9 protein-coding genes and 1 pseudogene are annotated in these 13056 nt (G+C 71.4%); 7 read left to right on the plus strand and 3 right to left on the minus strand.

The window, feature by feature from the left end; genetic code table 11:
* Position 1: 1 nt before the first annotated feature.
* From ADL15_RS26570 to ADL15_RS55635, 4 genes and pseudogenes are all read left to right on the plus strand, one after another.
* Positions 2 to 2665 (plus strand): TIM barrel protein, encoded by a 2664-nt coding sequence (locus tag ADL15_RS26570; RefSeq protein WP_198171018.1) that lies wholly within the window; start codon positions 2 to 4, stop codon positions 2663 to 2665.
* 102 nt (positions 2666 to 2767) lie between these two features.
* Positions 2768 to 4861 (plus strand): outer membrane protein assembly factor BamB family protein, encoded by a 2094-nt coding sequence (locus tag ADL15_RS26575; protein WP_067696862.1) that lies wholly within the window; start codon positions 2768 to 2770, stop codon positions 4859 to 4861.
* A gap of 52 nt (positions 4862 to 4913) precedes the next feature.
* Positions 4914 to 5156: pseudogene (locus ADL15_RS56870) on the plus strand (SDR family NAD(P)-dependent oxidoreductase); the annotation flags it as partial.
* A complete protein-coding gene (locus tag ADL15_RS55635) occupies positions 5144 to 5701 on the plus strand; it encodes an SDR family oxidoreductase (protein WP_232344341.1) in 558 nt (185 codons plus the stop codon). The pseudogene ADL15_RS56870 and the gene ADL15_RS55635, both read left to right, overlap by 13 nt.
* Here ADL15_RS55635 and ADL15_RS26580 read toward each other — a convergent pair.
* Both ADL15_RS26580 and ADL15_RS26585 read right to left on the minus strand, forming a co-directional pair.
* A complete protein-coding gene (locus ADL15_RS26580) occupies positions 5661 to 6347 on the minus strand; it encodes a response regulator (RefSeq protein WP_067696865.1) in 687 nt (228 codons plus the stop codon). The genes ADL15_RS55635 and ADL15_RS26580 overlap by 41 nt on opposite strands.
* The gene (locus ADL15_RS26585; RefSeq protein WP_198171019.1) at positions 6344 to 7444 is read right to left on the minus strand and encodes a sensor histidine kinase; all 1101 of its coding nucleotides are present in this window, start codon (positions 7442 to 7444) and stop codon (positions 6344 to 6346) included. Before ADL15_RS26585 ends, ADL15_RS26580 begins: the two co-directional genes overlap by 4 nt.
* Positions 7445 to 7643: 199 nt before the next feature.
* Between ADL15_RS26585 and ADL15_RS26590 the strand changes: the two genes are divergently transcribed.
* On the plus strand, positions 7644 to 9728 hold the full coding sequence (locus ADL15_RS26590; RefSeq protein WP_067696868.1) for an alpha/beta fold hydrolase: 2085 nt from the start codon (positions 7644 to 7646) through the stop codon (positions 9726 to 9728).
* Positions 9729 to 9877: 149 nt separating this feature from the next.
* On the opposite strand, the gene ADL15_RS26595 is transcribed toward ADL15_RS26590, so the two are convergent.
* Positions 9878 to 10294, minus strand: coding sequence for a hypothetical protein (locus ADL15_RS26595; protein WP_067696870.1), 417 nt, complete (start codon positions 10292 to 10294; stop codon positions 9878 to 9880).
* A 210-nt stretch (positions 10295 to 10504) separates the two neighbouring features.
* Between ADL15_RS26595 and dnaK the strand changes: the two genes are divergently transcribed.
* On the plus strand, positions 10505 to 12391 hold the full coding sequence (gene dnaK, locus ADL15_RS26600; RefSeq protein ID WP_067696873.1) for a molecular chaperone DnaK: 1887 nt from the start codon (positions 10505 to 10507) through the stop codon (positions 12389 to 12391).
* A 37-nt stretch (positions 12392 to 12428) separates the two neighbouring features.
* Positions 12429 to 13043, plus strand: a complete 615-nt coding sequence (locus ADL15_RS26605) for a nucleotide exchange factor GrpE (RefSeq protein ID WP_067696876.1) — start codon at positions 12429 to 12431, stop codon at positions 13041 to 13043.
* The last annotated feature ends 13 nt before the right edge of the window (positions 13044 to 13056 follow it).

Consider the following 13056-nt stretch of genomic DNA (forward strand, 5'->3'; position numbering starts at 1 on the left):
CATGCCTGCCCACCAGATGTCGATCGCCACGTCCTGCCTGTCCGGGACGCTCGAGGACAAGCTGGCCGCCGCCGCGGCAGCACGCTTCCACACCGTCGAACTGGCCGGCAGCGACCTGGTCGCCTCGTCGTGGTCCCCGCAGCGCATCCGCGAGGAGTGCGCGCGGCGCGGACTGTCCATCACCGCCTACGCCGGCCTCGGCGACCTGGAAGCCGTCCCGCCCCGGATCTTCGCGGCGAACCTGCGCCGCGCCGAACGCACGTTCGACCTGCTCGACCAGCTCGGCGCCGGCATGGCACTGGTCGCCTCCTCGATGTCGGCCGACGCCGTGGACGACGACGAGCTCGCCGCCGAACAACTGCACGCGCTGGCGGCCCGCGCCGCCCAGCACGGGTTGCGCCTGGCGTACGAGCCGCAGGCGTGGGGCCGGTTCGTCAGCACCTTCCCGCACGCCTGGCGCATCGTGCGCCGCGCCGGGCACCCGGCGCTGGGGCTGTGCCTGGACAGCTTCCACGTGCTCTCACGCGGCGACGACCCGTCCGGCATCCGGGTGATCCCGGGCGACAAGCTGTTCCACCTGCAGCTCGCCGACGCCGCACGCCCGACGACGGACCTGGCCGAGCGCGGCCGCCACCATCGGCTCTTCCCCGGCCTGGGCACCCTCGACCTGGCCGGCTTCCTGCGCCACTGCCTCGACACCGGCTACGACGGGCCGCTGTCACTCGACGTGCTCAACGACGTCTACCAGCAGGCCGATCCCCGGCACGCCGCGATCGACGGCATGCGCTCGCTGCTGGCCCTGCAGGAGACGACCTGCGCCCCGGCCGCGCTGCCCGCGGCGCCCGAGCTGGGTGGCATCGTCTTCACCGAACTGGCCGTGGACCACGCGTCCGGGCCCACCGTGGCCGCGGCGCTGACCGGTCTCGGTTTCGCGCACATCGGGCAGCACCGCTCGAAACCCGTGCAGCTCTGGCAGCAGGCCGATGCCCGGATCCTGCTGAACTTCGACGCCCAGCGCACGGTCACTCCCGGCACCGCGTCGGTCTGCGCGTTCGCGGTGGAGAGCGCCGACCCGGCGCGCTCCACTCGCCGGGCCGAGCAGCTGCTGGCCCCGGTGCTGCCGCGGCTGCACGAGCCGGGGGAGGCTGAGCTGGCCTCGATCGCCGCGCCCGACGGCACCGCCGTCTTCCTGGTACACACCGGGCCCGGCCGGGAGAGCTGGACGCAGGACTTCCTCCCGGTGCACGCCCCGGTGACCACCGGCGTGGTCACCGGCACCGACCACCTCTCGCTCACCGACACCGTCGACGACTTCGACGACGCGGCGCTGTTCTACCGGGTCGTGCTCGGCCTGCGCGCCGGTGAGACCACCGAGATCGCCGCGCCGTTCGGGCTGATCCGCAGCCGGGCCGCCACCGACCCGCAGCACCGGGTCCGGATCACGCTCAACACCGCGCCGTTGCGGCGCGGCGACTGGGCGCCCGCCGTGCCGAGCCCGCAACACGTCGCCTTCCGTACCGACGACGCGCTGGCTGCGGCCACGGCGATGCGCGCGCGGGGAGCTCGCCTGCTCACCATCCCGGACAACTACTACACCGACCTGGAGACCCGTCTGGACCTGGCACCGGAGTTGCTGGCCGCGCTGCGGGCGAACTCCGTCCTCTACGACCGCGACGAACACGGCGCCTACCTGCACTTCTACACCGAGATGCTCGGGTCGCGGGTCTTCTTCGCCGTGGTGCAGCGCGTCGAGGAGTACGCGGGCTACGGCGGCCCGGTCAGCGCCCCGGTCCGGATGGCGGCCCATCGGGAGCGCCGGCTGGCCACCCTGCGCGACGCCCCCACCGCGACCCCGGTACGCCAGGACTACTCCCTCGCGCACCTGACCGCGCTGAGCCTGTCCCCGCCGGAGCTGGTCGACGCGGCGGCCGAGGCCGGCTACCGCTACGTCGGGCTGCGCCTGACCCGGGTCACGCCGCAGGAACCGCACTATCCCCTGGCCACGGATCCGGCCCTGCTGCGCAGCACCAAGCTTCGCCTGGCCGCCACCGGCGTCGAGGTCCTGGACATCGAATTGGCCCGGATCAGCCCCGACGAGGACCCCCGGGACTTTCAGCGCTTCCTCGAGACCGGCGCCGAACTCGGCGCACGTCACGTCATCACCCAGCTGCCCGATCCTGATCGTCACCGCAAGACCGAGCGGTTCGCGCAACTGTGCGAGATGGCTCGCCCGCTCGGGCTCACCGTCGACCTGGAGTTCCCGTCCTGGACCGAGACTCCCGACCTGCCCTCCGCGGTCCGCGTGCTGCGCGGTGCCGATCAGCCCAACGCCGGCATCCTCATCGACCTGCTGCACTTCGCCCGCTCCGGCTCGAGCGTCGCGGACCTGCGCCAGCTGCCCGCCGCGTGGTTCCACTTCGCCCACGTCTGCGACGCGCCACCCGAGGTGCCCGGCACCAACGAGGGACTCATCCACACCGCCCGTTTCGAGCGCCTGTTCCCCGGCGAGGGCGGCATCGACGTACGAGGGATCCTCGACGCGCTGCCCGCCGGCCTCCCCTACGCGCTGGAGATCCCCCGGGCGACGCTGGTCGCCCAGATCGGCGGCAAGGAACACGCCCGCCAGGCCATCACCGCGACACGTGACTATCTGCAACGCCGCTAAGGCAGTCATTGCCATCGATACCTACGGCGGGCTACGTTGACCGAACCACCCAACGGATTGAATGGTCCGCCTGGCGGTCCAGTCGTCGAGAAGGGATGAGCAGTGGCCATCGAAGTTCCCCGGCGAGACGTCCTCAAGGGGGTCGCCGTCACGGCGGCCGCCGCCACACTGACCCCGCTCCCCGCGGCCGCGGCGCCGGCCCGGTCCTGCACGACACCGGGCGGAAAGGACTTCCCCAAGGTCGGCGGCAACTACGGCAACCAGAACTATTCGGCCCTCGACGACATCCGCCTCGGCACCGTCCACCGCCTCGGAGGCGCCTGGGTCAACCGGATCGAGGGCGGGCTGACCACCGGCACCAATCAGAGCACCGCGGTCGCGGTCGGCGGCGTGCTCTACATCGAATCGGCGCTGGGCAACGTCATCGCCGTCGACGGGCGCACCGGTCAGACCAAGTGGAAGTACACCCAGACCCGGGGCACGGTGACCCGCCGCGGTGTCGCCGTCGGCGCGGGCAAGGTCTTCACCCACGGCAAGGGCAGCTGGGTGATCGCCCTCGACCAGGAGACCGGCGCGGTCCTCTGGGAGAAGCAGATCACCGGGTACGGCACCATGGAGAAGGTCGCCATCACGTACCACGACGGCCTGCTGCACGTCGGCACGCACGACAGCGCCCGCGCCGCCGCGCTCGCGCTGAGCGCCACCGACGGCTCGCTGGTCTGGAACTTCTGGGGCACACCCGGGCCGGGCGAGCTCGGCAACGACACCTGGGCCGGCGACTCCTGGCAGGTCGGCGGCGCGACGCCGTGGATCCACCCGGCGCTCGACCCGGAGCTGGGCCTGGTCTACTGGACCTTCGGCAACGCGCGCGGCAACAACTCGTCGCAGGACGGGTCCGGCCGCGAGGGCCTGAACCTGTTCTCCAGCTCGGTCGTCGCGCTCGACCTGAAGACCGGGCAGTACCGCTGGCACTTCCAGTCCATCCACCACGACATCTGGGACATGGACAACGTGATGGCACCGGTGCTGGCCGACGTCCGGATCCGCGGCAAAATGCGCAAGATCCTTGTGTACGGCAGCAAGTCCGGCATGTACTTCATCCTCGACCGGGTCGACGGCTCCGCGCCCCTGGGCATCGACGAGGTGCCCGTCCCCCAGGAGCCCCGGCAGAAGACCTGGCCCACCCAGCCGTTCCCGCGCCAGGGACCGTGGACCGAGACCCGCGTGGTGGACCAGCCCCTCGGCACGTCGGTGCCCGGCGACCCGAACCGCGCGGTGCCCAACTACGTCCAGGGCGCGCTCTACGACCCGCACTGGGACGTGCCGGTGCTGTCCATTCCCGGCCACGGCGGCGGCGCCGACTGGAACCACCAGTCGTTCAGCCACTCCACCGGGCTGGTCTACACCGGGTACGGCTACGTCGCCGCCGCCCACTCGCTCACCGAGGCCAGCAACGGCCTGCGCCCGCCCGGCGAGTACCAGACCGGCGGAGTCGTCGCCGTCGACCCGAGCACCAACACGGTGCGCTGGAAGCGGCGGATGCCGTACTCGCTGGCACACGGCAACGGCCTGCTCAGCACGGCCGGCGACCTGATCTACATCGGCCAGCCGGACGGCAACCTGCTCGCCCTGGACGCGCACAACGGCCGGGAGAAGTGGCGTTTCCAGACCGGCGCCGCGATCAGCTCCAGCCCGATCATGTACGAGGTCGACGGCGTGCAGTACCTCGCGGTGTACGCGGGCGGAACCGGCATCCCGTACGGCGACTCGGCGCCGCGCGGCGACTTCCTCTGGGCCTTCGCCCTCGGCGGCACGGTGCCGCCCGCGCCCGCACCCCGGCCGCCGGTGATCCGCCGCCCGGTCTCCGGCGGCCCCGTGGAGGGCAGCGTCGTCGGCAACACCGTGGTGCTGGCCCGCACCTTCGACGCCGCCACCGGAACGGTCGGCAGCACCGAGTCGACCGCCGTCAACGCCATGGCACCGACCCACCTGCGGGTCCCGGCCGGCACCACCGTCACCTTCATCAACCCGGCCGGCAACGTCAACGTGCACGGCGCGACCCAGTTCTTCGAGGGACTGTTCGACATCCGCCTGCAGCCGGGCGAGTCGTTCACCTACACGTTCCGGCGCCGCGGCGAGTACTTCTTCAACGACACCTACAGCCCCCGGCCGACCGGGAAGATCGAGGTCTACTAGGGCCGCCGGGGCGATCGTCACCGGCGGCTCTCGCGGGATCGGCGCGGCCATCGTGCAGCGGCTGCTCGACGGCGGCGCGAGCGTCGTCACCACGGCACGCAACGCCACCGACGAGACACCGAAGGGCGCCACCTTCCTCCAGGGCGACCTCAGCACGCTCGCCGGCGTTCAGGCCTTCACCGCGGCAGCGCTGCGCGAACTCGGCGGCGTCGACATCGTGGTGAACAACGCCGCCGCGGCCCGGACCCACCTCGGCGGCATCGCCTCCATCCCCGACGAGGAATGGCTCGACGCCCTCGACCTCAACTACCTGTCCGCCGTACGCGTCACCAACGCGCTGCTGCCGGCGCTGCGCGAGGCCGAGCCGGCAGCGCGATCGTCAACATCTCCTCCGGGTCGGCGATCCTGCCCAGCCCGCCGCTGGCGCACTACGCCGCCGCCAAGGCCGCGCTCAACACCTACGGCAAGGCGCTCGCCGCCGAGCTCGCGCCCGCCGGGATCCGGGTCACCACGATCATGCCCGGCAACGTGCTCGCCCCCGGAGCCGACGCGATCCGCCAGAACTTCGCCGACGCGATGGGCGTCGAGCTCGCCGCGACCACCGCGGGCGTCCCGCTCGGGCGCCCCGGTGACCCGCGTGACATCGCCGAGACCGTCGCGTTCCTCCGTCTCCGACCGAGCCCAGTGGATCACCGGCGCCAGCCTGAACGTCGACGGCGGCGAGCTTCCCGCCATCTGACTCCGGACCCGGTCGGCCGCGCGGGCCTGGAACGAGGTCGCGCGCACGAGGCGCCGGCGCTCAGGGCCGCCGGCCGCCGGGGATCTTGGCGAAGCCGGTGAGATGCGCGTACGCGACCGCGTGGGTTCGGTCCCGCAGGTCGAGTTTGTGCAGGATGTTGGAGACATGGGTCTTGACGGTCTGCTCACCGACGTGCAGAAGCCCGGCGATCTCCGCGTTGGTGAGTGCCCGGCTGAGCAGTTGCAGCACCTCCCGTTCGCGGGCGGTCAAACGGTTGAGCGCTGCCGGCTGCTCCTCCGGCACTGCCAGGGTGCTGGCGAACCGGGCCGCGTGACGCCGCAGGATCGAAGGATCGAGAAGGAAGTCTCCGCGCGCGGCGATACGGATGGCGGAGAGCATCTCCTCCGGTGGCATCGACTTGAGCAGAAAGCCGCATGCCCCGGCGGTCATGGCTCGGCGTACGAGGTCGTCGGTGTCGTGTGTCGTCAGCACGATGACCCGGGTCTTGTTACCGGGCGCGGCCAGGATGGCGCCGGCCGCGGCCAGCCCGTCACGCCGGGGCATGCGCACGTCGAGAACGGCGACGTCGGGGCGCAGCCGCAGCGTCCCCTCGACGGCCTGGTCACCGTCGGCCGCCTCCGCCACGCAGACGAGATCGTCCTGGGTGTCGAGAAGGGCGCGGAAGCCCGAGCGGAACAGCGCATGATCGTCGGCCAGCAGCACGGTGACCGGTGCGGGCGAGGTCAACGGGAATCCTCCAGATCGATGATGACGGCGGTGCTCCAGTGACGGCCGTCCGGCTGCGGGCCGCTGATCATCCGGCCGCCGAAGGCTTCGGTACGCTCCCGGATCCCGCTGAGACCGCGGCCCTGGCCGTGGGCACCGGCGGGAGGACGGTACGGGTTGATCGTCTCCACCTCGACCGTGTGCGCCCGGTAGCGCACGGCAACCTCGATGGTGCTGCCGTCACCGTGCCGTAACGCGTTGGTCAGCATCTCCTGGACGATGCGGTACAGGGCGCCGTCGAGCGTCTGCGGAAGGCCGAACGGCGTCCCGGTGATCGTGCAGCGCGCCGCCATTCCCGCGGTGCGGAACCCGTGCAGCAGCTCGTCGATCCGGTCCAGGCCGGGCTGCTCGTCCGCCGCTGACCGCTGGCCGTGCAGCACGTCGAGCATGTGCCTCAGATCGCCCAACGCGGAACGGCTCGCCTGCTCGACCGAGCGCAGCGAACCGAGCGCGGCATCGTCGGCTCCGGCTCGGGCGAACCGCAGCCGGGCCGCCCCGGCGTGCACACTGATCGCGCTCACGTGATGCGTGATGACGTCGTGCAGGTCGCGGGCGGTTGCCGCGCGATCCTCGGCGACGGCTCGCTCGACGGCCTCGCGGGCATCGCGTTCCTCCAGTTCGGTCCGCTTCCTCAGCTCGTCGAGGTGCCTGCGCCGGGCCGTCGTGTACCGCCCGACGAGCCAGGAGACCATCCCGATCTTCAAAGCGGCGACCACGACGTGCCAGTCGAAGGCATAGCCGCGGACCAGGTGAGCGATGACGAGGCCGAGGACGACCACGACGAGGCTGCCGACCGCGAAGCCGCCGCGCAGCCAGGCTCCGGCCCGGAACGACGCGACCAGTACCCCGGTCTCGTTGAGCCCCAGTGACCGCGGCCCGCCCAACAGGACGGCGCCGCCCACGTTGACACCGACGGCCGCCACGGCGACCAGGCCGGAGTACCGCGTCGGGGTGGCGAGCGCGGCATCCGCCGCGATGACGGCGAGGAGTACCACCATCCAGCGCCAGCCGCCGACCGGCAGGTCCTGCACGACGAAAGCGAGCACATCGAAAGTCACGCAGGCGGCCGTGACCAGCAACGACTGGCGGGTGAGGCGGCGATGCGCCCTGGCGTAACTGCTCAACGGGCACCCTTCGACGACGATGATCAGGTGAACATGACCGGTTCCGACCGGTCGGCGCATCCCTCGCGCGGGGGAGATCACCTCTGTCCACGGAGGGAGGATTCCATGATCACGGATCTCTAGGTTTGCGGGCATGGTGAAATTCACGCCGCGCCGCCCCACCGTCCTCAGGTCGGCCGGTCTGGTGACGACCGCACTGATCATCGGGTTGATCCCGGTCGTCGCGACGAGCGCACCGCCGGCCGCGACCGTCCCGCCGGGAGCCCGGCCGGGGTCGGTGACGATGCATGCCTGCGAGTACCAGACGGAATCCGGAAAGGCGCCGGCCGACTGCGGCACCCTGGTGGTCCCCGAGAACCGGCGAGATCCTCGGTCGGAGCTCATCGCACTGCCGGTGATCCGGGTACGCGCCACCGTCGCGTCGCCCGCAGAGCCGATCTTCCGGCTCGGCGGTGGACCCGGCGCGACGAACATGACCTTTCCCCAGGCCGGTCGGCTCACCGGGAAACACGACGTCGTACTCGTCGGCTACCGCGGCGTCGACGGATCCCGGCGTCTGGACTGCCCCGAGGTCACCGGCACCCTGGAATCGTCGGCCGACATCACCGGCGCGAAGTCTCAGCGCGCCGTCACCGCGGCCTTCCGGGCCTGCGCGACCCGGCTGACCGGACTCGGTGTCGATCTCACCGCCTACTCGGTGGCCCAGCAGGTGGACGACCTGGAAGCCGCTCGCCAGGCGCTGGGCTATCAGCGGATCAACCTGCTCAGCTCCAGCGCCGGCACGCGTACCGCGATGGTCTACTCGTGGCGTCACCCGGCGTCGCTGGCCCGCTCGGCCATGCTCTCGGTGAACCCGCCCGGTCACATGATCTGGGATCCGGCGATCACCGACTCGCAGATCGACCAGTACGCGCAACTGTGCAAGGCCGACAGCCGTTGTTCCGCCCGTACCCCTGATCTGGCGGCCTCGATGAGGTCGGCCGGCACCGACGCGCCGAGCAGGTGGGGTCCGCTGCACATCAAGAACAGCACCGTACGCACCGTGGCCCTGTACGGCATGCAGATGAACGGTATGGACTCCGCACCGCGCAACGCACCGAACGTCATCGACGCGTACCTGCGCGCCGCCGCCGGCGACGCCAGCGGCTTCTGGGCGATGTCGGCACTGGGCGACGTCGTGCTGCCCAGCTCGATCGTCTGGGGCCAGTTCGCCTCATTCGCCATGATCGACGCACCGGCCGCCCAGCGCTACTACGCCGCCGGCGGCGACCCGGGCTCCATCCTCCGCAACTCGGGTTCGGACTTCCTGTGGGGCGGCCCGGCCGGGTACGCCACCGTGTGGCCGGACAGCCCCGACAACGCCGAGTACCGCACCGTGCGGACCAGCGACGTCGAGACGTTGCTGGTCAGCGGCTCCGTCGACTTCTCCACCCCGGCTCAACTCGCCGCCCGGGACCTGCTGCCGTCCCTCTCCCGGGGCCGTCAGGTGATCCTGCCGGAGATGGGCCACACCGGCGACATCTGGGAGTACCAGCCCGAGGCCGGCCGGCACCTGCTGACCACCTTCTTCGACACCGGTGCCGTCGACGCGTCCCACTTCGTCACGCAACCCGTCGACTTCACTCCCCCGGCGCTCAGCATGGCCACCATCGCCAAAATCCTTCTCGGTGTCGCCCTCGGCGGTGCGGCGCTCGCCCTGGCACTGCTCGCCGGGTTCGCCCGGCACGTCCGCCGCCACGGCGGTTTCCGCCCCCGGGCCGGATTGTGGCTGCGGATCCTGACGCCTCTCCCGATCGGCTCGGGTTCCTGGCTGCTGGCGACTCTGCTGGTCTGGACGATGCTGCCGTCACTCGCCATCAGCGGAGCGGTGGCCACCATCCTGCCGGTCAGCCTGGCGGTGGGCATCGGCGCCCACCTGTGCTGGACACGCCCGGACCGTTCCGCCCGCATGCGCCGGGCCGGCCTGTCGGCCGCGATCGGCGGGGCGACCCTCGGCGCCGTGATCGGTTACGGCTCGGCGGACGGCATCGTCGCTCCGCTCTGGGCGGTGCTCGGCGCGGCGGCGGCCACCAACTTCGCGCTGGTGGCGCTCGACTGCGCGGCCGCCGCGCGCCGGCGGCCGCTGTCCGGCGCGGGCTCCGCCGACGTCATCGCCGGGGATCCTCAGGTGGAGAGCCCGCTCGCCGGTGGCGGCCGCGATCAGGGGTTGAACAGGTAGTCGACGGCCTGCTCGGCGGCGGTGGTCGCGAGGTCGGCGTCATCGCGGTTGTCCACCCTTCCAGGGGGCGAATCAGCCAGACGGCACCGGCAGACCTCCCGGCGCCGCTACCGCGGACAACGCCGAAGGGTTCCGCTACCTGCGGCCGGTCACGCGGCGAAGCCGGCCGTTTCGTCGGCGGCGGTGATCTGGGCGTGGAAGCGCCGATGGACCCAGCAGGTCTCGCCGCGGAGACTGATCTTCGCCCAGCGGCCGCGGACCGGGCCGAGCCGGGTGCGGCGCGGCAGGGTGCCGATCAGTCGTCGCGGGTCGGCGCCGCCGGAGAACGTGGTGCTCTCCAGCACGTAGATGGCGTCGTCGGTCACGGCCACGCACCGGTACTTGATCCAGAACATGGTCAGGCCGGTCACGTAGGTGATGACGAAGAACAGGAAACTCGGTGCCGACTGGCAGACGAACACCTGCCGGATCGGTGCGCCCTCCGGCAGCAGAGGGGCGGCGCGGCGCACCAGATCGTCCCGCGGCTGCCTCTCCCGCGGGCCGGCCGCCTCCCCGTGACCCTTCACGTCCCGACTTCTATCACACTCGCGAGCGCCCGAGCCGAGCCGGACCATCGGACAACCAGACCTGCCACCGGACTCAGGCATCGGTGTCCCGGCCCGCACATCCGGACCAGGTCCGCCTGGACCCCAGCCAAAGAGTTGACAGATGGAGGCTCAAGTTTTATTGGTTGAAGACGAGAGCTTCGGCGATTCCCGACGTGAAGGAGGTTGGCCATGGGACACGCCGTAGGTATCGACTTGGGCACCACCAACTCCGTCGTGGCCGTGTACGAGGGCGAAGCGCCGCAGGTGATCGCGAACGCGGAGGGCGGGCGGACGACACCGTCGGTGGTGGCGTTCCCCGACAGCGGCGAGCGCCTCGTCGGGCAGCTCGCGCGCCGGCAGGCCGTGCTGAACCCGAAGGGCACGATCTCGTCGGCCAAGCGGTTCATCGGCCGCCGCCACGAGGAGATCGAAACGGAAGCCGATCAGGTTTCGTACGACGTGACCGCGGGCCCGGAGGGCGCGGTCCGCTTCGCCGTCCGGGGTAAGCAGTACGCGCCGGAGGAGATCAGCGCACAGGTGCTGCGCAAGCTGGTCGACGACGCCGCCAAGCATCTGGGCGAAAAGGTCACCGACGCGGTGATCACCGTGCCCGCGTACTTCAACGACGCACAGCGACAGGCCACCAAGGCCGCCGGCCGGATCGCCGGGCTGAACGTGCTGCGGATCATCAACGAGCCCACCGCGGCGGCGCTGGCCTACGGGCTGGACAAGAAGGGCCACGAGACGGTCCTGGTGTTCGACCTCGGTGGTGGCACGTTCGACGTCAGCATCCTGGACGTCGGTGACGGTGTGGTCGAGGTGCGATCCACCGCCGGTGACACCCACCTGGGTGGCGACGACTTCGACCGCCGCCTGGTCGATCATCTCGCCCAGGAGTTCCAGCGCGACAACGGCATCGACCTGCGTACCGACCCGCAGGCGCTGCAGCGGCTCTACGAGGCCGCCGAGAAGGCCAAGACCGAGCTGTCGTCGGTGACCCAGACGCAGGTGAACCTGCCGTTCATCACCGCCGACGGTTCCGGTCCGAAGCATTTGATCACCACGGTCACGCGGGCGAAGTTCGACCAGCTCACCGCCGACCTGGTGGAACGCTGCCTCGGGCCGGTACGCCAAGCCCTGGCGGACGCGAAGATCAGCGAGAACGATCTGGACGAGGTGATCCTGGTCGGCGGCTCGACCCGCATTCCGGCGGTGCAGGCGCTGGTGAAGCGGCTGACCGGCGGCAAGGAGCCGAACATGTCGGTCAACCCCGACGAGGTCGTCGCGCTCGGCGCCGCCGTGCAGGCCGCCGTGCTGCAGGGCGAGGTCAAGGATGTCCTGCTGCTGGACGTCACCCCGCTGTCGCTCGGTGTGGAGACCCTGGGCGGGCTGATGACCAAGCTGATCGAGCGCAACACCACCATCCCGACCCGCCGCTCCGAGGCCTTCACCACCGCCGAGGACAACCAGCCCGCCGTGGATGTGGTGGTGCTGCAGGGCGAGCGGGAGAAGGCCGCCGACAACCGGGTGCTGGGCCGGTTGCGGCTGGAGAACATCCCGCCGGCGCCGCGCGGGGTGCCGCAGATCGAGGTCACCTTCGACATCGACGCCAACGGCATCCTCAACGTCTCCGCCAAGGACTCCGCCACCGGGACCGAGCGGAAGATCACCATCTCCGGCTCGGGCACCCTGGACGAGGCGGACGTGCAGCGGATGGTCGCCGACGCCGAACAGCACCGGGCCGACGACGCGAAGCTGCGTGAGCAGGTGGAGGCCCGTAACACCCTCGACTCGGCCGCCTACCAACTCGAGCGGCGCCTGGCCGAGCTCGGTGACGGCGTGGCGGTGCACGACAGGGCCCGCGCCGAGATGCTGGTCGGTGACGCCCGGCAGGCGATCAAGGACGAGACCCCGCTGGACCGGATCCGCTCGCTGACCGCCGACCTGCAGCAGATGCTGCACGGCCTGGCCACCACCTCGGCAGGGTCCACCGCCACCGGAGCCGGCGGCACGACGGCCGGTCCGGCCGCGGGCGGGGACGACGTGATCGACGCCGACTACTCCCCGGCCGGCTGAGCGGCCTGCGACGAGCGACACAGGGAGGTGACCTGAGATGACCAGCGCCCAGCACCATGCCCGTCCGCACGACGCGGACGCTGCGGACACTGCGGCGCAGGCACGGGTGCCGGCCGACGCGGACACCGCGCCGGGCGGCACCCGGGCCGAACCGGACCCGCGGGATGCCGGGCCGACGATCGCGCAGCTGGAGGACCGGTGGCGAAGGACCGTCGCGGAGCTGGACAACCTGCGCAAGCGGTTCAAACGGCAGCTGGCCGAGCAGGCCCGCGCCGAACGGGCTCGCACCACCGCGGTGTTCCTGCCGGTGCTGGACAACCTGGAACTGGCGTTGCGGCACGCCGACGCGGACCCGGCGTCGATCGTCACCGGAGTACGCGCCGTGCACGCCCAGGCGGTCGACGCGCTCGCCGGCCTCGGCTTCCAGCGCATCGACACCGCCGGGGTCCGGTTCGACCCGGCCCGACACGAGGCCGCCGGATCGATACCCGCCACCGATGGCGTGCAACCGGGCACCGTGACCGACGTACACCGGGCGGGCTACGCCGCCGGCGACGGGACGCTGGTGCGCCCGGCCGTCGTCACCGTCGCGCAGGCGCCCGAGCACCAGCAGCCGACTGCGGCAGCTGAGCGGGACGAGCAGGACAGCTAGCAAGGGAGCGAAG

The organism is Actinoplanes awajinensis subsp. mycoplanecinus (assembly GCF_001509495.1).
Classification (GTDB): domain Bacteria; phylum Actinomycetota; class Actinomycetes; order Mycobacteriales; family Micromonosporaceae; genus Actinoplanes; species Actinoplanes palleronii.